Below are 18,855 nucleotides of genomic sequence, written 5' to 3'. Positions count from 1 at the left end.
TGATATCTATTCAGAAGTTGGCTATTGAGTTGTATGAATACGGTGGCGACGTATTGAAGAACCAGGGGCTTCTGGATAAGGCTTTGAAAACGCTTAAGGATTACCCGTCTCAAATGGTTTTCGCAATAGTCTTAGGGCTGAGAGCCGTGAATACTGAGGCTGGAGATAAGCGTGGCAAGGTGTTGCTGATAAACGCGTTCAGAATATACGATGCGATAGTGAAGAAAACAGGGGATCCAAGCATCGTAAGAGATGCATACGAGATAATATACTCAATACTTGCTAGGAATAATAGGGTATCGGAATTAGTTCCACTAATTGATTACATAGTTAGTAAACAGCTTGTAGGCGAGGATACCGCGAAAGTATTAAAGGATGCAAGGCAAAAATTGGAGAAAGTAGCTAAGTTAATTGGTGCGGTGAACGAGGCATGAGCAGGGATTCCCTCTGCTTCTTCTTCATAGGTAACGAATGGGTTATATTTCAGAACTTCATGGACCTGGAGGATCCTAAAAGCATCAATGTCAGAGTATTAATAGCCAGAGATGTTGAAAACAATATTGTTGTATCTCCAACATTTGTTTTAATTAGAGGAATAGAGTTCGGTAAAGGAGTAGATCACTATGCTGATGTGTTTAGACAAGTATTCGATAATTTGAGGACGTATAAGGGCATTACTGGAGAGAGTGTGCTGTGCAGGGAGGCTAGAGTGATCACGGATGCCGTGGATGGCGATGGCATAGCCCTAGCATACTATCTAGCCCTAGCTGTTCAAAACATTCTTGGAGCGAAAACCACTCTATACCAGGTAGACTATGAGAATAAGGAGATACGCTCTATAGATATCACTAACATATTCTTGAGCGAAGCCTCGGACTACTTGATGACGATATCCCTCAACGCGTTCACTCGATCAAATGACAAGGGAGTATTCTTGACCACGGTAGGATCTACTCTATACAGATTGATGACGGATGATATAGAGCTTCCCATAAATCTCAAAGTAGGAAATCTAAACGTTCAAGTTAATTATCTAAGAGAACCTGATAGGGTCAAACTCCGCATAGAATTTGATGCGAAAGACAAGCTTGATGATGAGGAAGCCAGAAGGCTTGATGAATTAATCAAAAGAGATGCCGTGTTGGTAAGTAGATATATTAAAAAATATGGTAAAGAAGAGCTTGACTCAGCATTTGTTGAAAAATTAATTAATAAGATACGAGCTTGGTATGATTCTTTAAAAGAAATTGAAGAAATATTTAGCTGAACAGCTCCAGCTTCTCCCTTATTATTTTTAAATTATCTCCGGCTCTAGGGCATGTGTGGGGATGAGAATGGGCTTGTTAGTTCATCCAAATCCTCCAAGCCGAATTGATTGTCGGGAAGGGCTTCGCGCAGTCTTCTTGTGAAAACCCAAGAGTTTATGTGTCACTAATTCGAGAGCGGATTTAACCTTAAACAGCTTCCAGGATGTGAACACCTGTTAACCGGTGCAAAAGGAGTTTGCGACATTTATGCTGAAGTTGGCTTCCAATTCGTCTACTGTTGTAGCAGAACCGGTAGTGGGGAAATTTTTACCACACACGCATTTTCTTGTCGAAAGTTCGTTCAGTATATCTTTTCGAACTCTTCTTCACGCTCACTGTTCCCAGGCGAAAAGCGGAGCAGGCTTGTGATGCCTTTAGCGTTTTTTCTGAGCCTCAATTCATTGTTTTTCCTCAAGATGTGGTTTTAAACCTCGCTTATAGCAAACAGGGGATTCATGTATTCTGCGCCACCGGGTCAAGTGGAGTTCAGATTTTAGAGGGCTTGACTAGCCCAGGTCTTAGCGACCCTAGCGATGTGTTCGACTTGCCTCACTTGTTTGGTCAGGGCTTGGAGCTGGTCCTCTAACTGTGCACACTTTTCTTCAAGGTGTTTGAGCCTCTCCTCCATCTGCCTAAGCTTCTCAGCAGGCTCCTTTTGCGCCTCTAGAACGGCTTGCCTGACCAGCTTCTCAACCGTTTCAACGATTTCCTCGGTATTCTTCAGCGTGTTTCGCGTCCTCTCGCCAGGATGGTTCGTTGCTTGGTGCTCCTCCAAGGGTTTCACTGCATTATATTATGTTTTCTCCAGGGTTTAAAACTTTGAAGCAGTAGCCTGGAGCCGGCTCTAAGACTCTCAGGGCTCCTGAAAACCGTTGCCTAAGGCTCGCCAGCCATGAACTCAGCTACGGTGAACACGTATCACACGCGCAATACGCCTTCCCAGCCCTCGCGAGACTGGTTGACCGTCACTGCCCCCATCTCGAATTCACACCATATTCTTTCACGAGATCATTCGTCGCGACGAATGTCTGGCCCCTGCAGGCTCCTCACAACGAGGTAAAGCATTACAGCGATGAACAAGTTAACAAACGAGTAAAAGACTATATTGAGCAGCTGCTCCTTCGTCATCTCGGGCAGCGTAGCCAGCATGAAGCCGATATACATTGCTCCAATTATCAGGAATAATAAGAGCACTCGCCAACCCTCCTTCAACCCCGTTACAACCACCCCTACTATTTATCAGGGTGACGTGTAGCTTTAGACCTGTATTTCAGGGTCGTTTCACGACTGCTATGGTGCGGCTGGGAAAAGCTGGGGGGTTAGATGCCCTAACACTGCGTATAAAAGCCTGCTACATTTTATTCTCTAGTTAGAGTTTTATTAGGTGTCCCTAACGTTGCTCGGCGGCGAGCTGACTCTCGATGCTGTTGAGGAGGGGAAGGTTGTCAGAGTGCTGGGTTTCGAGGGGAGGGGCGGCTGGGTCTACAGGATGTATCAAATGGGGGTTGTGCCGGGCTCCACCCTCGAGGTTCTCGTGAACAATGGGAGGGGTCCAGTCATACTGAGGGTTATGGGCGTGGAGGTTGCGGTGGGGAGGGGGTTGGCGAGGAGGATAAGAGTAGCCGTCCTCGGGGAGGGTGGGAAGTGGCCGAGATAAGAGTAGCCCTCGTGGGCCAGCCGAATGTCGGGAAGTCAACGCTCTTCAAAGCCTTAACGGGCGGCGAGACGAGGATCGCGAACTGGCCAGGCACCTCGGTGGAAAGGATTGAAGGACTCGTCAAGCATAAGGGATGGGATATCCGCATCGTAGACCTTCCGGGCATATACGGGTTCTCCGCGACGACTTTCGAGGAGAAGCTTTCGCGAGACTACATACTTAGCGGCGAGCCAAACGTGGTCGTGGTCCTCGTGGACGCGTTGATCCCGGAGAGAACCCTCTACCTTGCCGTTGAAACCCTCGAGCTCGCCGGCAACGTTATAATAGCTTTCACAAAGACCGACCTAGCCCACTCCCACGGAGTACACATAAACTACGGGTTGATCCAGAGCAGGCTGAAGGCGCCGGTGGTACCCACCTCTGCGGTCTGCGAGCAGGGTTTGAAGGATCTACTGGACAAGATAATTGAAACAGCCTCCTCGAAGACCCCGCCCTCTGGAACGCTCAAGCTGGACTACGGGGAGCTTGAACCATTCATAGACTCCATCCTGAAGACCCTGGCAAGGCATAAAGGGCTGACCAACTACCCTTTGAGATGGCTCGCCTTAAGGCTCCTCGAAGGAGACCCAGAGCTCGAGCAAAGGATCGCCGGGGAAGCCGGTGAGGAAGTCCTAAGGGAGATCAGAGAGGTGAGGAGTGAGGCTTCGAGAATGCTGGGGAGGGATCTAGCAGCCCTGATCGCTTCGAAACGCTTCCACTTCATTCTCGAACTAACCAGCGCGGCAATAGTAAAGCGCAGAGTTGAAGAGCGGGCTTCGAGATACAAGTTCTTCTACAACCCCATCGCGGGGCCCTTTGTCACCATCTCCATCATATTGGCAATGTTCCTCGCAGTCTTCGCGTTGAACACGGGCTTCCCCCTCAACGCCCTGCTCGAGGCGTTAGGCTACGAGGAAGCGGCTGTGATCGTCGAGGAGTACAGCGTCTCGGGACTGCTGGATAAGGCTTTATCGACCTTACAGGGCATTATCGAGTCATCCATTGAAAACCCGTTCGCAGCCTCCTTCATAGCTGAAGGAGTAGTGGGAGGAGTCGGAGCGCTCCTAGTCTTCATCCCCCTGATACTCGTGGTTAGCGCAGTCCTAGCTTCCCTCGAGGACAGCGGCCTCCTCCCGCGAATGGCCATCGGAGCGCACTACTTGACCTCCAAGATAGGATTATCCGGTGCATCGATCTTCCCGCTGACCCTATCTCTCGGATGCAACGTCCCAGCGATACTGGCCACGAGGGCCAGCATCAGCTTCAGAGAGAAACTAAGGCTCACGTTAACGCTACCGTTCATCCCGTGCCAGGCCCGCTTAATAGTCCTGCTCGCGATGTCGACCGCCCTGACGAGCTTCTCCAGCAGCCTCTTAATCATCACCGGGTACTTAGCGTCCTTCATAGTATTCGTTGCCGTGAACTACGCGTTGTACAGGCTACAGGACAAGCCAAGGGGTAGGAGCCCTGAGATACTCCTGGAGATCCCTCCCCTGCACAAGCCCATACCGAAGGTGGTTTGGTGGATGACTTGGAGCGACTTGAAGCACTTCATAAAGAGGGCCGGCGTGATCATCTTCTCGGCAAGCGTGATCATCTGGTTGCTGACGCACACGACCCCGGGGCTTCAGCCAACCCTGGACCCATCCAGCAGCATAGCTGCAGCTGTTTCGAGGCTCCTCGCACCCTCGCTGAGACCGATAGGGATCACGGGCGAGGCGGCATGGATAGTCTTATTCGGACTCCTCGTAGGGTTCTTCGCGAAAGAGCTGTTCATTTCATCCCTCCTAGTCATATCGGGCGCGGCTACCATTAAGCAGGCTGCACTGGCGGCGGGTTTAACCGACGCGGAGCTGGTCCCACTAAGCGTTTTCATAGTCCTCTACGTGCCCTGCTTGGCGACGCTGTCGGCAATATACTCGGAGACCAGGAGCCTCAGGGTAACGGCGTTGTCGATCGCCACGATGCTTACCGTAGCCTACGCGGCCAGCACCGCCACGAGGCTGGTCCTGGTTCTTCTCCAACTAGTGTGATAGCGCTATCCCCCTGAGAACGCGAATGATCAGCGGGGCGGGCGGCGGTCTGAGGCGATCTCCCGGACAAGCGCCCTAGCCGTCTCCTCCACGGCCTGCCTGCTGGAGAGCCTCGGCGACCAGCCCAGCCTCCTGATCTTTTCAATGCTGAGGAGCATGAACTTGACGTCCCCCGGCCACCCCCTCCCATCCCTGACGGTGGACACGTACTTGAATACTGGGTTAACCCCCATTGCCTTCGAGACGATCTCAGCTATCTCTTTCACTGTAATCCAGTCATCGTTTCCGATGTTGAAGCAATCGTAGTTTTCCCCAGACTTCTCGGCCGCCGTGACCGTTGCCTCGACAGCATCCCTCACGTAGAGGTAGCTCTTCCTCTGAGAGCCGTCGCCCAGTATCTCGAGCTCCAAGGGATTCCTCATCAGCTTGAGGATGAAGTCGTAGATGACTCCGTGCCTCAGCCTCTCCCCCACGATGTTGGCGTATCGCAGTGATACTCCTTTGAAACCGTAGAGGTGAGCGTAGGAGGAGAGCAGCGCTTCGCAACCAGCCTTAGAAGCACCGTAGACGCTTATAGGCTTTACCTCATGGGTCTCGGGAGTCGGTAGAACCTTGGCGTCGCCGTATACGGTGCTCGAGCTCGCGAACACGAATAGTTCAACGCCTCCTTGCCTCCTGCAGGCCTCGAGCAGGTTGAAGGTGGCCTGAAGGTTCTCGTTGAAATGCACCTCGGGCTCGGTAGTGCTCAGCCTCACCTCGGGGTTGGCGGCCAAGTGGAAGACGGTGTCAACGCCTCTGACGACCTCTAGCGCCGTCTCCCTGTTTTTCAAATCCCCCTTCACGAACTGGAAGTCCCTGTTCCCCAGGTGTCTTGAAACATGTTCTAAGCGCCCGCTGCTCAAGTTGTCCACTACTCTGACCGAGTAACCCTTGCTCAACAAGTAGTCGACTAAGTGGCTCCCTATGAAGCCAGCGCCGCCGGTGACCAGTACGTGGTTCAAAGGCAACACCTGATCCACATTATGGTTGATCAATAATTAAAACCGGAACACTCATTCACTTTAACGGGGGCGTTTAATAAGAGCTGCGGCAGGCCCGAGAGTGTTCGCAGATGGAGTACTTATCGTGGTCTAAGACGCCGTCTGTTCCAGTTTTAAGCAGGAAAGGAGGCTGGAGGATCACCAGGGATGTCTGGCTCGCCGGCGCTTGGGAGAGGAGGCTCGTAGCCGCGCTGGTTGAAAAGTACTTCGACTTCAAACTCGACCTCGAAAGGGAGCTCCTAATCTTCCACAGGGCTCCCTCATGGAGCAGCCATGTAGACTATGCTTTCGAATTCCACGCGAGCGCACTGAGGCTGGGCGTCGCGTACTATGATTTAAGGGAGGGCTGGGTTCTATCGCCAACTGGGGCTCTCGGCAGCCTGCTCGAGTCCCTGGGTGCTCCGGCCTGCGAGCTGGAGCCCAGCAGGCATGTTAAAGGTAAGTACGTAGCCCTCCCGCCCGACTGCCCGCTGAAGGCTCGCATGGTCCTCGTTAGAATGGGGAGGCATGTTGGAGTTGGGAGGAGAGTCAACGGAGGCCTGGGACGCGTAAAGATCAAGGACGTAGCCCCCCGGGGCTTCAGGATGCTTCCTCCCGGAAGGATTGAGGACCTGGTCGAGCTGAACAGAGAGGTCGTCGAGGATAAGGCGGGCGAGGCGAAGGGTTTCATCAAGAGGGTCTACGGAAGCGTTCAGAAATCCCGTAAGATCCCCGTCTCCTTCAGCGGCGGGGCAGACTCTACTGCGGTGCTGAGCCTTGCGGTTGAAGCACTGGGGGCTGAGAAGGTCCTAGCAGTGTACAGCGACACGGGCTTAGAGTTCCCCGAGAGCTTGAAGTATGCTGAGGAAGTAGCATCTAAGCTCGGGGTGGAGCTAGTAGTGTTGAAGCCGAGCGTCGACGTGCTCAGCCTGGTGGGGGAGAAGGGCTTGATGAGCGTGGAGGACAGGTGGTGCACGAGGATCCTGAAGCTGGAGCCGCTGAAGAAGTTCTACAGGGGAAGCGGGGTCGCAGTCTACCTTGACGGGGCGAGGGATTACGAGAGCTTCAACCGGGCGAGGACGCCGAGGATCGGGTATAACCCGCTGATTCCGGGGGTCAAGAGGGCCCTGCCCATTAAGGATTGGACCAGGCTTCTAGTCCAAATATACCTGTACTCCAGGGGTGTGCGGCTGAATCCGCTGTACGATCAGGGCTTCACCAGGATTGGATGCGTTGCTTGCCCGGCGATGCACTTGTACGAGCTCCACTTGTCCTACTCGAGGCACAAGATGGTTCATGAAGAACTGATCAAGGCATCCGGCGTGGAGCGGTCTAGCTACTTGAGGCTTGAGTGGGGGAAGTGAAGTCATCCTCCTCCCTGTAGTCCAGTATGTCGTGGAAGGTGTTCCTGCCGCACCTGGGGCAGTAGTGGTATAGTTGCTTGAACTCCTTCCTAAGCGGGAAGCTCACGAGGAGGCTCCACTCAACGCCGCACTCCCTGCACTTCAGCAACCAGTACCCCATGCTTCCACCTTTCAAAAATAATGTCGTGCAAGCGTTTAATAATGTGATTGAACGGGTAGAAGCCTGGGCGCCTACTGCTTGTAGGAGGGCAGAGGCCTCTGGCTCAGCCTCACCGGCATCGTGGATTCAACGACGGGATATCCCTCCGTCTCCTTCCTCAATAATTCTATTAGCTCGTCAACCCTCATCACCGTTTGATCATTGCTCCTCCTCACCCTGACGTTAACGGTTCCCGTTTTAACCTCCCTCTCCCCGACGACTACTATGTATGGTATCCACTCTCTCCCGGCATCCCTTATCTTCCTCCCAAGGGTCTCGTCGCGGTCGTCGACGTCGACTCGGAAGCCCGCCCTGAGGATCTCCGAGGCTATTTTCAGCGCGTGTTCATTATACTCCTTGGAGACCGGTATTATCCTGACTTGCACCGGGCTTATCCAAGTAGGTATGTAAGGGGTTTGACCGTTCAGCTCCGTTAAAGCGGCGGTGTCGAGTATCATGTAGATGTACCTCTCGACCCCGCCCAGTATCGCCGTGTGAATGATAACGGGATGGTGTTTCTCGCCCTTCTCGTCAACATACGTTATATTGAACCTCCGACCGTTCCCTACGTCTATTTGGAACGTGGCTATCTCGCGCGGCCGCTTCAAATTATCGATAATATGGTACTCGACGTTCAACACCCAGTAGTATATTCCACCTGGGATGACTGCGAGGAGCACTGGATAGCTCTCTCTCCTGACGAACTCGAGAAGCTCCTCCTTATGGTTCTCGAGGAAGTCGGAAGTGACATTGTATAGCGCAACGTACTTCCTGCCGAGCTTCCCGGCCTCCTCGATTATCCTGTCCTGAACGATCCTGGAGACCCTAACAGCCTCCCCCAAGTCCTTGTTGAAGATGTGGAGGTCGGGCATGTAGAACTTCCTCAGCCTGAAGCACAGCGCGACCTCGCCCCTCTGCTCGAGCCTGTAGCTGTCGGCTACTTCGAAAGCCCCGAATGGAAGGTGGTGGTAGCTTATCACCCAGTCCCTCAGCATTGCAAACTGCTGGTGGCAGGCAGCATACCTCAGGACGAACTTGTCCTCATCCAGGTCGACCTCGTAGAGCCTGTCGCCGAACAAGGCTGCGTGCTCGTAAACGGGTTTCTCCTTCAAGTTGAACATGTTCGTACCCATCACCTTGAACACTGGGATGCCCAGCTCGCTCGCAACCCTCCACGAGTACTTGAACACCGACTCCATCATCACTACCGCGTGGGGCCCGTACCTCATGTGCCCGTGATCGCTCATGGGCTCCCATTCGAACCCGAACTTCCTGCAGTACTCGTTAACCTTGTTCTCACCGCCCTCAAGCTCCTTCCCCAGGACCTCCTTATCCACGAGGATCTTCAGCTCGGGGTAGCTCGAGTAGTCGAAGCTCAGGGGATCGTGGAGGCTCCCATCCGGCGTCATGATGTAGAACTTCTTCTCGATCACTCTCTTCTGCCCAACGCCGCTCGTCTTCTTAACGGTCTTCGACAACTCGCTCAACGGGTGACCGTAGCACTCGATCCTGAACGACTTGTACCATCCGAACGGCGCCTTGTGAACCGGTATGCTGGTCGAGCTGGAGACAGCCGCCGCTAGCTCCTCCATTAGGCTCATGGCTGTGAAGGGGGGTGCCAGGTCGCTGGATAAGTGCGCGTAGGGGTACAGGACTATTACGGAGGGCTTGACCTGGTCTGCCGCGCTCAGTATCTCGTCTCGAGCCTTCTCGACGACGCTGGAGTCGTCGCCGTTTTCAACGCTTGTGAAGACTACGAGCGCGTTCTCGAAGCTCTGCTCCCTCAGCCCTTCCCTGAGCTCCTCGGGCTCCTTGACAGCCGGCTGTATAGGAGTGTACTGGAAAGTCTTCGAGTGTATGAGCAGTAGTTTCAAAGGGTCCACCCGTTTTGAAACAGTATTATAGTGGAAGGGGTTTATAACGTCGCGCGATGTTCCGAGTGAGGTTTAAACTGTTTTTAAGCAAATAATATAGTTGGGTGTGGATTGTGAGTCGTGAAGTCAGGGAGAAGAGTGAAGGCAGGGTTTTATCGGTGAGGGATCTACCGGGCGTTAACCCGGCGATAGCCGACAAGCTCGAGGCCGCCGGCTACTCCTCAGCCTGGACCATCGTGGTCGCCAGGGTCGACGAGCTGGCGGAGAAAACAGGCATCCCGCCCACGGCGCTCCAGAAGATTATTGAGAGCGCGAGGAGGGCTCTCGGCATAACCTTTAAGACGGCGAGGGAGGTGAAGCTCGAGAGGTTGAACGTGAAGAAGATCACGACTGGGAGCAAGAGCCTGGACGACCTCCTGGGAGGAGGCATTGAGACGAAGACTATTACAGAGTTCTACGGGGAGTACGGGAGCGGTAAAACCCAGATATGCCACCAGCTCAGCGTCAACGTACAGCTTCCCGCGGAAAGGGGCGGTCTACAGGGGAAGGCAGTCTACGTGGATACCGAGGGAACCTTTAGGTGGGAGAGGATTGAAGCCATGGCCAGGGCCCTTGGGCTCGAGCCGGACCAGGTGATGGATAACATATTCTACATGAGGGCTTACAACAGCGACCACCAGGTTTCAATAATAGATGACCTATTCAACTTCGTGCCGAAGAACGACGTCAAGCTGGTAGTGGTCGACAGCGTTACCAGCCACTTCCGCGCCGAGTTCCCGGGTCGAGAACACCTTGCCGAGAGGCAGCAGAAGCTCAACGCCCACCTCCACCAGTTGATGAGGCTTGCGGAAGCGTTCAACATAGCCGTCGTAGTCACTAATCAAGTGATGGCTAGGCCCGACGTTTTCTACGGTGATCCAACGGTGGCTGTAGGGGGACACGTGCTAGCCCACACACCGGGCGTTAGAGTTCAGTTGAGGAGGTCTAAGGGGAACAAGAGGATTGCTAGAGTAGTCGACGCTCCCCACTTACCTGAGGGCGAAGCAGTATTCATCATAACCGAGGAGGGTATAAGGGATTCGGAGGAAGAGTAAACCAGTTGTGAAAATCTTCTAGGGAGATCAATCCCCCGGGAACCGGATCGTCATAGATATGTTGTAGAGCCGGCTTACCCCTGCGAACCTTATAGTGAACAATACTGTGCACTCCCTACCGCCGTAGTTCTCCCTCGTTGAATCGAACACTTGAGCCAGGCCGAACACGCTCTTCGACTCCGTTTGTCCCTGGATATTCGTTTTTGTTTGTTTGTTTATGTTCTTTCGTATCCAGGGACTTCCACCTCCCCCATACAGACACCGGTATCTGTATGGGTTCATGGGTGGCTGTCGAGCCCAACGGCACGGGGCTCCCATCTAGCTCAAGCCCTGGATGGCTCGGAGCATTGCTCCCATCACCACCCAGGGCTTTGAGGAGAAGGTTGAAGCATGCAACAACGTCTCTATGCCATCTTTCGCCACCAGTACTGCAAATACCTATTCTTGAGTTGTTGTCGTATCTTATAATAGCTCCATGTACTGGACATTGCTTGGAAGTGTTCCTCGGATCTATGTACACTACTGAAACACCGTGCTCCTTCGCTTTCTCTTCTACAGCTCTCTGAACTCCTCTGAAGGATGCTTGGTAGATCCTGTGTTTGAGTTGCTTATCCTTTACTCTCTTTATCATGTTTTCAGCAGGTCTCTTTCCAAGCTTCTCCATAGCGATTGCGTATCCATGCTTAACAGCTTCCCTGACAACTATGTTCGCGATCTTCCACTTAGCATCGGTCTTCTTCCCCTTCTCGTTGAGCTTTCTCAAAACCCTCCTCCTAGTTCTACACCCGGGTCCGTAGAGCGAATCGTACTTCTCCTGAACACGTTTCCCCCTGTAGTAGTATCCGAGCACAATCTTCTCCATGTTCGTCTCGAAGAGGTAAACTCTACCATCAACCAGAACAGCAATACTGTTCTCGTTCACGTCTACGGTAACGTACCCCTTCGGTTGATAAAGCTCTACATCTTTCGCGAAGACGAAGTATAGGATAAGCTTTCTCTCCCTTTTATTCAACTTGACCCTGCACTCGGATCTGAACCTCCATCCGCTGTTGACGTACCTCCAGAACTGCTTATGCGGTTTGATGTCTACGTGTATCCAACCTCTGTGAGTAGCAACTCCAATCCTAGTTAACCCCTCAAGCTTCCACAGGTGATCGTCAAGCCATATGGATACATCTTTAACCTCTGGATACTCTTTATTTTTTAACCTCGTCTTCTTTAGCTTTAGAAAGCTCTTAGCTCTGGTGCACGCGTCCTGGCATGCTGTGTACACGTAGTGCGACGGTATGTGTGGATAGGTGTTTCTCAGCTCTCTGTACTTCAACGCCCTGAGCTTGGTGAACGAGGTGGTTTTACTTCCGACAGCATAGAGCACTAGTTGCTCAACCATGCTTCTGTATACTTCCTCGAGCTCCACGAACACTCTGAAAACTCTCCGCGGTAGCTTCTCGGATTCAACTATAACGGTTCTAGTTACCGTTGTCTTCTCCACTCTTCTCTACCACCTCTATCAGTTTTCTGAACTCCTCCACTAGCTTCTTCTTTCTACGACTCCTCATGCCGTACAGTTTACCAGCGAAGGAGGTGATAATCTCTATTAGATCCTCTACGAGCTCCTGGTACGCATCCTTGGGTTCCTCTCCGAAGACAACCTCTATCCTAGCGCCGTGCTGGTTGAAGAAGTACTCTAGGTACTCGAAGCCGAATCTCGTTAACCTATCCCTGTAGGTTACGACAACAACTTCTACCTGTCTAGAGGTAACCAACTCGAAGAGCTTTCTCAAACCCTTCCTATCTGTCTTCAACCCTGATGCTACGTCTGTTAAAACCTCAACTACTCTGTATCCTTTAGATGCGCAGTACTCTAGTAGGTATCTGACCTGCCTCTCGAGGTCTTCTCTCTGGTCGTGTGAGGATACTCTGGCGTACACAACTGCCCTGGTCTCCTTAGTGCGTGATTCGAGAATCCTCCTGACTTCACTCTCGGGAACTCTGTACTTACCACCAACGGTTCTAACAGCCTTTACGTAGCCTGCCTCGATCCACCTACGGAGAGTAGAGTAGCTAACACCAAGTTTCTCGCAAACCTCTCTGGGTCTCAACAACTTTTCAGACATGAATTACTCCAATAAACATTAATAGGAACAAAGCTTACAAACATTTCCTAAAAACATTAAAAAGGAAACAGCCCCGCCTGCATTCCCAGCGGCTTGCTTAAAACTGCCTGCTCACCTAGGGAGGCCGGGGGTCAACGGCCCATCCCCTATTAGGAGGAAGAGGACCAGCCCCATGAGTATTAACGCCAGGAAGGGTATTCCGTATGAAACCCATATGTAGTCGTCGGGTTTTACCAGGCCCTTCTCCAACAGCTTCTTAAGCCTCTCTTGGTGTGCCGTGTACTCTTCCCTCTCGACATCGTAGGTCAGCCTAACCGCGTATGCAACCCCGCCCTCCCTCTCCTCAATGATGGTTAGAGGATAGAAGAACCTCGTCTCCAAGTACTCTCTGATCCTCATGGGTTTAGCCAGGATGGGGAGTAGGATCTTGTGCTTTGTGCTGAGCTGTGAAACCATTTCCTTATACTTTAAAACCGTGTAGAGCGCCTTCACTATCGAGTACAGTATGATTGACGCGCAAGCGTAGAGGATGATGGTGATCACCGGGGGGAGGATGACCGGCGTCCCGGGAGCGTTCGACAGGTTGAATAGAACAGGGTATGTGAACGTTAGAGACAACCCCGACGCCACGTACACGTCTCCCAGCCCCATCAACCCCTTAACATATAGTGCGTAGAACAAGCCCGGGGCTATCGCGAGCGAGAAGATGGTTTGAACGAGAACGTACTGCGGAGTAAGGTATTGCAGGGCTAGAGCCGTGGAGGCGATGTAGAATAGGACGGCGCCGCCGGTGTAGGCGTAAACCTCCGGGTCGGCGACCTCCCTCTTCACGATATCGTGGATTGAAAACCTTGCGAGGAAGACGAGAGTGTAGATGATCTTAGCGTACTCGATGAAGCGGGCCGCCTCTAAATCCAGCATTAACGAGCACCCTTCAATTCTAATGGAGGAGCAAGTTATTAAAACGAAAACACCTATGAATAATTAAGAATTGCTACAGGCGGTGTTTCGTGAAAATCCTTTGGAACCCGTGGCGCTACGAGTACGTTAGAAAAGCTTCCAGGGGCGAGGAGGAATGCTTGTTCTGCAGGCTTCAGAGGATCAACGAGGAGGAGGGCTTAGTGCTCTACAAGGGGAAGCACTCCTTCATAGTTTTGAACGCATACCCCTACAACTCTGGCCACGTCATGATCGCGCCGTTTCAGCACGCGCCTAGTATTGAGAAGCTCCCGATTAAAACCCTGGAGGAAATAATGTGCCTCCTAAACCTCTCGATCCTAGCGATAAGGAGGGCTTTCAACCCGGACGGCTTCAACATTGGAGTGAACATCGGGAGGGCGGCCGGGGCCGGGGTCCCAGACCACGTCCACTTCCACCTAGTTCCCAGGTGGGTGGGGGACACGAACTTCATGGCTACGGTCGCTCAGGTTAAGACTATACCCATGAGCCTCGAGGAGTCGTACCGGGTGTTGAGGGAATCCCTGAACGCGATCCTAGCAGAGCATGGTGAATGCCCCAGTGGTGTCTAAGAGAGACTTAGTAATCGTTGAGAAATACGTATTCCTCGGCTCAGAGAGATACCGCGTCAACATCACCGGCACGAACATAGTTATCAACGTTAAAGCCGGTAGCGAGGAGGAAGCGCTGGAGAAGGCACTGCTCATAGCTGAGAAGATAAAGCTGACCGACAGCGCGCTCGACAAGCTCAGGAAAATAGTGAAGAACGAGGGCTAGTTCCTCAACCATATAAGGGTTTTCAACAATACCGATCAATAGATGACGACAACTTGCCCCCAAAAGACCATTAAGGGATGAAGACATTACCGCGGGCGGATCTCCTCAATTGCGAAATCCTTATCAATGGGTAAGGGGGACTGGTGCTCGGCAGGGCTAGGCTGATCCAATGAGTCGCCGGGAATCCTTGTGGGGTAGTTCTTGTTTAAAACCCTGGGCGACGAACGATCTAATATGGCTGGACCGGGGGTTATTTATCCATGTTTTCCAGGCCTGCACGGGGAAGACTCTTCGCCTTCTTCTTAGCATTGACCATCTACGTGATCGTAGGGTTGAACACGCCCCTCCCAACGCCTTCAGCGGTCGAATCCCCCTATCATGGTTACAGCTGGGTGGGCCCGGCCTCAGGCATCGTTAGAGAGTACTTGAATGCTCGCCAAATACCCTCCTTCGTGGAGAACACTATACCTTCAAACCTCCCCGAAGTCTTCAGGGACGGCGTGAAGCTCGCATACCTCATCGCCTTAGACGGGATCGTCCTGCTCAAGAACAACAACACGCTGCCTCTCAGCGGAGGAGAGAGAGTAGCCGTTTTCGGCTCTGCTCAGCACTGGTCGTGGAACTATCATTGTGGAGGCTCATCTTTCGTCGAGCTCCCCGAGGAGAGGGTTGTAACGCTACTTGAGGGATTGATCAACGCAGGCTTCAGCGTTGACCAGGAGGTAGTGGAGAAGTACTCGTCCGCGGGGGGAGGGGACGTCTCCTTCACCGAGGATGAAATGTACTACTTCGCCCGCAGAAACGATGTAGCAGTAGTAGTGATTGGGAGATTCACCACCGAGGGCAGGGATATGAGCGAAGGCGGCTTCTACTTGAGCCGTAGCGAGCTCGATTTAATAGACTTAGCGTCGAGGTATTTTAGAAAGACGATAGTAGTTCTCAACACGGCAGGCCCCGTCGACGTTAGCTGGGATAACCCCCGTATCGGCGCGATCCTGTGGGTTGGATACCCGGGTGAGCAGGGGGGAAATGCAGTCGCAGCGTTAATGCTCGGGCTGACATCGCCCAGCGGGAGAACAGTTGACACGTGGGCGTGGAGTTTGGAGGATTATCCTTCCACTAGCTACTTTGGAAGGTTTACTGCAACATATTGGGAGGATGTTTACGTTGGATACAGGTTTTTCTACACTTTCAACGCGCCGGTTGCCTACCCATTTGGATACGGATTATCGTATACTAGGTTTAACGTGGCCGTGGAAAACATTGCCATTGAAAAAACAACCCTAAGGATCCAAATCCTGGTCGAGAACGTGGGGGAGAAGCCTGGTAGAGAGGTTGTACAAGTCTACGTCAGCAAGCCCGATGGAAGGGTTGAGAAGCCCCTGCAGGAGCTGGTAGCGTTCGCTAAGACGGATGTGTTGAAACCCGGGGAGTCGCAGAGGATCGTCATATCCTTCGACGTTAGGGAGTTGAAATCGTATGAAGAGTCGGAGAAAGCGTGGATCTTGGACCCAGGCGACTACGTTGTCATGGTTGGAACATCCTCCAGGAAGACGCGCCCAGCGGCAATCCTCGCTCTCGACCAGCTCGTACTGGTTGAGAAAACCCTTAACAGGATGCATGCCCCGGCGTTCACCAGGTTGAACAAGACGCTGGGCGGAGCGGCCACTACCGTGTGGGGCGATCTCACGGGGATCCCTAGGCTGGTCATCGACCCGGGGGTTATTGAAACCGCTTATAAAACATCCCTTACTCAAGCCGTAAACTCACCCTTCACTATCACTCCATCGAACACCTCAGAACCCGTAACGCTCAGGGATGTATGGCTTGGAAGGAGAACGCTCACCGAACTAGTAGCCCAGCTGTCTGTTGAGGAAATGGTCAACCTCACAATAGGGCTGAGGGGGAACCCGCTTTACGAAATACCTGAGCTCACTCACGCGGATGGTCCAAACGGGTTGAGAAGCGGGCCTACGCCGAACCCGGGGGGAGTTGCATACCCAGCGGCGCCCCTCCTAGCATCCACCTGGGACGTCGAGCTCGCGTTCATATACGGTCTCCAGATAGGGAGGGAGATGCTGGAGAACGGCATAACCCTGTGGCTGGGACCCGGAGTCAATATTCACAGAAACCCGTTGGGAGGGAGGAACGCTGAGTACTATTCCGAGGACCCCGTTCTCACCGGGGTAATCGGCGCTGCAGTCGTGAAAGGGGTTCAAAGCAACCACGGGGTTGGAGCAGTGGTCAAGCACTTTGTGGGTAACGAGCAGGAGTTCAACAGGTTTAACTTAGACTCCATAATATCCGAGCGGGCTCTTAGGGAGATTTACCTGAGGCCTTTTGAGATCATCGTGAAGACAGCCGATCCCTGGTCGGTGATGACGTCTTACAACAAGGTCAACGGCGTGTACACTGGTAATGACCCGAATCTGTTACAAGGGATTCTGAGATACGAGTGGGGGTTCAACGGCTTCGTGATGACTGACTGGGGTTCAGGAAGCTACAACTACCGGGCTTACTACGCGGGAAATGATGCCCTCATGCCCTACTACCCGGAGGGGTATTCCTCAGTGCTTTCACAGGTTAAAGAAGCCCTCAACAGGGGAGAGATTTCAATAGGGTTCCTCCAGAGAAGCTTGATCAATATTCTCAACGTCACCATGAGGTCCAGGGCCTTCGCCCTGACGCTTGGCGTGGATCAATCCGAAGTATACGTTTACACTCCACCGTCAGACTTCATAAGCGTCGAGAAGGAGATGGTTCCCGCCGGGGAGACCGAGACCCCGGTTGAAACGACCACTACGATGCGCGAGGAGGAGGCAGCGGCTACAACACCCCCGCTCCCTGGAGAGGCTGGGCGGGAATCACTGATCATCCCGGCTCTCGCGGGAGGTGCAGTAGCCCTAGTTCTAATCTCGATATGGTTGGTTAGGAAAAAACGCTAGCTAAGCATGCTTAGACGCGTAAGCTCCTCGGGAACCCCCTTGTAATTAGCGATCTCCCTGAAAACGAGCGCGCTGGGCCTCAGGTATCTTTTCTTACTCTCCAAATCAACCTCCACGAGCCCGAACCTCTGCCTGAACCCCTGAGCCCACTCGTAGTTATCGATTAAACTCCAGTGGAGGTATCCCTTGACCGGCACTCCCTCGCCGAGGGCTTTTACAACAGCGTGGACATGGCTTACGAGGAACGATGGCCTAATCCTGTCCGCTCTGTCTGAGACGCCGTTCTCGGTGACGATGATGTCCAAGTCTCCATAGCGCTCACGGATCTCCTTCAGCAGGAAGTACAAGCCCTCTGGGTAGACCTCCCAGCCGAAGTCGCTGCACGGTCTTCCAGCCCTGCTCACTCCCTGTGGAGTGCACAGGAAGCCGTAGCCCTGTTGAGCCACGGGATTCCCTCCGGCGAGCTGGAAGACCACCCGGCTATAATAGTTTACGCCTATCCAGTCTACACGCTTCTCCAAGTCCTTTCTCAACACCGGGTTTCTAGCGGAATACCCCTTGATGACCATGTCTGTAAACTCGTAAACTCCCCGGGATTTCACGGCTTCGAGAAACTCGCCTCCCTCACCCAGCGCCTCGAACCATGGAAACGCGTAGATTAGTCCAACAGGCTTTCTAGCATGCTTTTTCATGTTATCGTAGGCTCTGGCATGCGCGTGTATCATGTTCCTCTTAGCCTTCTCAGCGGCTTCGAAGCTCAAGTAGCCGGGGGGAAAGCCTCCCTTGACGAACATGTAGCCCTGCTCGTACACGACGTTGGGCTCGTTCATCGTGCTCCACATGTCTGCTAGGTCGCCGAACTTCCACGCCAGGTACGCGGAGTATTTCGCGAACTCCACGACTGTCTTCTCGTCGAGCCATCCCGACGGCGCCCTATCGGGTCCCAGCTTCCTCACTTTAACTGGATCGTGTAGCCAAGTGGGCAGGGGCCAGTGGTATGCGTTGATTATTAGCCTCCCGCCTCTTTCAACCCAGTCCGTGAATATTCTCCTGTAGTGATCCACGGCTTGACTATTCGCAAGCCTGTCGAGCTTCTCGAGGGCTTTTTCATCAACATCGATCGAAGTAATGTTGCCCTCCTCATCACAGTCCACGGGGACTTCTACTTCGAAAGTCGGCTTAGGGAAGACCCTGCTCCACTCCACGCCTAATCGCAGAGTGTTCATGCCGAGCGATTCTGCAAGGTCGTGGTCTTGCTTGAATAGAGCCCAGTACCCGGGGCCGTTTTCCGGGAGATCACCGCTTACTAATCCGGCTGCTATGTTCTCGGGATCGTGAACCCATACCCACCAGTCACTGTTGGGGTCCTCGGAGCCTGGGAGGCCCTGTTCGAATTGAAACGGTGACAGGGAGCTCCCGATCATGAAGCCGTTCGGGAACTTCAATATAATCCCACCCTAATGGTCACGTTAA

The 18,855-nt window shown here is 52.9% G+C and carries 18 protein-coding genes; 9 read left to right on the top strand and 9 right to left on the bottom strand.

All coding sequences use genetic code 11. The features are described 5' to 3' along the window. The first annotated feature begins 17 nt into the window (after positions 1-17). Positions 18-434, top strand: a complete 417-nt coding sequence (locus tag QXH45_06610; protein MEM2078916.1) for a hypothetical protein — start codon at positions 18-20, stop codon at positions 432-434. Beyond that, positions 431-1,267 (top strand): hypothetical protein, encoded by an 837-nt coding sequence (locus QXH45_06605; GenBank protein MEM2078915.1) that lies wholly within the window; start codon positions 431-433, stop codon positions 1,265-1,267. The genes QXH45_06610 and QXH45_06605 overlap by 4 nt, the downstream gene beginning before the upstream one ends. 533 nt (positions 1,268-1,800) lie before the next feature. On the opposite strand, the gene QXH45_06600 is transcribed toward QXH45_06605, so the two are convergent. Further along, a complete protein-coding gene (locus tag QXH45_06600) occupies positions 1,801-2,082 on the bottom strand; it encodes a hypothetical protein (protein MEM2078914.1) in 282 nt (93 codons plus the stop codon). 233 nt (positions 2,083-2,315) lie between these two features. After that, entirely contained in the window at positions 2,316-2,519 is a 204-nt protein-coding gene (locus QXH45_06595; GenBank protein MEM2078913.1) for a hypothetical protein, read from the bottom strand. Positions 2,520-2,691: 172 nt separating this feature from the next. Between QXH45_06595 and QXH45_06590 the strand changes: the two genes are divergently transcribed. Both QXH45_06590 and feoB read left to right on the top strand, forming a co-directional pair. Then, positions 2,692-2,964 carry a FeoA family protein gene (locus QXH45_06590; protein ID MEM2078912.1) on the top strand — a complete coding sequence of 91 codons (273 nt, stop codon included), beginning with the start codon at positions 2,692-2,694 and terminating at the stop codon, positions 2,962-2,964. After that, complete coding sequence (gene feoB, locus QXH45_06585) at positions 2,952-5,036, top strand: ferrous iron transport protein B (GenBank protein MEM2078911.1); 2,085 nt, start codon at positions 2,952-2,954, stop codon at positions 5,034-5,036. The genes QXH45_06590 and feoB overlap by 13 nt, the downstream gene beginning before the upstream one ends. 29 nt (positions 5,037-5,065) lie before the next feature. Here feoB and QXH45_06580 read toward each other — a convergent pair whose 3' ends face one another. Continuing rightward, positions 5,066-6,037: an NAD-dependent epimerase/dehydratase family protein gene (locus QXH45_06580; GenBank protein MEM2078910.1), complete on the bottom strand. Its 972-nt coding sequence runs from the start codon at positions 6,035-6,037 to the stop codon at positions 5,066-5,068. 110 nt (positions 6,038-6,147) lie between these two features. Here QXH45_06580 and QXH45_06575 point away from each other — a divergent pair, with 110 nt between their 5' ends. Continuing rightward, positions 6,148-7,419, top strand: coding sequence for a phosphoadenosine phosphosulfate reductase family protein (locus QXH45_06575; GenBank protein MEM2078909.1), 1,272 nt, complete (start codon positions 6,148-6,150; stop codon positions 7,417-7,419). Here QXH45_06575 and QXH45_06570 read toward each other — a convergent pair. Continuing rightward, positions 7,388-7,579, bottom strand: coding sequence for a hypothetical protein (locus QXH45_06570; protein ID MEM2078908.1), 192 nt, complete (start codon positions 7,577-7,579; stop codon positions 7,388-7,390). The two genes, QXH45_06575 and QXH45_06570, sit on opposite strands and share 32 nt — an antisense overlap. 71 nt (positions 7,580-7,650) lie before the next feature. Further along, on the bottom strand, positions 7,651-9,501 hold the full coding sequence (locus tag QXH45_06565) for a threonine--tRNA ligase (protein ID MEM2078907.1): 1,851 nt from the start codon (positions 9,499-9,501) through the stop codon (positions 7,651-7,653). A 104-nt stretch (positions 9,502-9,605) separates the two neighbouring features. Between QXH45_06565 and radA the strand changes: the two genes are divergently transcribed. Further along, positions 9,606-10,586 (top strand): DNA repair and recombination protein RadA, encoded by a 981-nt coding sequence (gene radA, locus QXH45_06560; GenBank protein ID MEM2078906.1) that lies wholly within the window; start codon positions 9,606-9,608, stop codon positions 10,584-10,586. Between the two features lie 115 nt (positions 10,587-10,701). Here the strand turns inward: radA and QXH45_06555 are convergent, their stop codons facing one another. The 3 genes from QXH45_06555 to QXH45_06545 form a co-directional block, all read right to left on the bottom strand. Then, on the bottom strand, positions 10,702-12,078 hold the full coding sequence (locus tag QXH45_06555; GenBank protein ID MEM2078905.1) for a transposase: 1,377 nt from the start codon (positions 12,076-12,078) through the stop codon (positions 10,702-10,704). Next, a complete protein-coding gene (locus QXH45_06550) occupies positions 12,056-12,703 on the bottom strand; it encodes an IS607 family transposase (GenBank protein ID MEM2078904.1) in 648 nt (215 codons plus the stop codon). Before QXH45_06550 ends, QXH45_06555 begins: the two co-directional genes overlap by 23 nt. A gap of 111 nt (positions 12,704-12,814) precedes the next feature. Next, on the bottom strand, positions 12,815-13,624 hold the full coding sequence (locus QXH45_06545; protein ID MEM2078903.1) for an A24 family peptidase C-terminal domain-containing protein: 810 nt from the start codon (positions 13,622-13,624) through the stop codon (positions 12,815-12,817). An 89-nt stretch (positions 13,625-13,713) separates the two neighbouring features. On the opposite strand from QXH45_06545, the gene QXH45_06540 reads away from it, so the two are divergent. The 3 genes from QXH45_06540 (at position 13,714) to QXH45_06530 (ending at position 17,382) form a co-directional block, all read left to right on the top strand. After that, positions 13,714-14,232: an HIT domain-containing protein gene (locus QXH45_06540; protein MEM2078902.1), complete on the top strand. Its 519-nt coding sequence runs from the start codon at positions 13,714-13,716 to the stop codon at positions 14,230-14,232. Then, complete coding sequence (locus QXH45_06535; GenBank protein ID MEM2078901.1) at positions 14,222-14,437, top strand: hypothetical protein; 216 nt, start codon at positions 14,222-14,224, stop codon at positions 14,435-14,437. The genes QXH45_06540 and QXH45_06535 overlap by 11 nt, the downstream gene beginning before the upstream one ends. A 260-nt stretch (positions 14,438-14,697) precedes the next feature. Next, the gene (locus QXH45_06530) at positions 14,698-17,382 is read left to right on the top strand and encodes a glycoside hydrolase family 3 C-terminal domain-containing protein (protein ID MEM2078900.1); all 2,685 of its coding nucleotides are present in this window, start codon (positions 14,698-14,700) and stop codon (positions 17,380-17,382) included. Here the strand turns inward: QXH45_06530 and bgaS are convergent. Next, positions 17,379-18,827 carry a beta-galactosidase BgaS gene (bgaS, locus tag QXH45_06525; protein MEM2078899.1) on the bottom strand — a complete coding sequence of 483 codons (1,449 nt, stop codon included), beginning with the start codon at positions 18,825-18,827 and terminating at the stop codon, positions 17,379-17,381. The genes QXH45_06530 and bgaS overlap by 4 nt on opposite strands. Positions 18,828-18,855 lie beyond the last annotated feature (28 nt).

The sequence above is a fragment of the Thermosphaera sp. genome, from assembly GCA_038827615.1.
Classification (GTDB): Archaea; Thermoproteota; Thermoprotei_A; order Sulfolobales; family Desulfurococcaceae; genus Thermosphaera.
The sequence above is the reverse complement of the archived record's forward strand: the minus strand, read 5'-3'. Positions and strand labels throughout refer to the sequence as shown.

Bases quoted from the DNA above. Each gene is read 5' to 3' on its own strand.
- QXH45_06605 (MEM2078915.1), top strand. From the start codon at position 431: ATGAGCAGGGATTCCCTCTGCTTCTTCTTCATAGGTAACGAATGGGTT.
- QXH45_06575 (MEM2078909.1), top strand. From the start codon at position 6,148: ATGGAGTACTTATCGTGGTCTAAGACGCCGTCTGTTCCAGTTTTAAGC.
- QXH45_06570 (MEM2078908.1), bottom strand. From the start codon at position 7,579: ATGGGGTACTGGTTGCTGAAGTGCAGGGAGTGCGGCGTTGAGTGGAGC.
- QXH45_06550 (MEM2078904.1), bottom strand. From the start codon at position 12,703: ATGTCTGAAAAGTTGTTGAGACCCAGAGAGGTTTGCGAGAAACTTGGT.
- QXH45_06545 (MEM2078903.1), bottom strand. From the start codon at position 13,624: ATGCTGGATTTAGAGGCGGCCCGCTTCATCGAGTACGCTAAGATCATC.
- QXH45_06530 (MEM2078900.1), top strand. From the start codon at position 14,698: ATGTTTTCCAGGCCTGCACGGGGAAGACTCTTCGCCTTCTTCTTAGCA.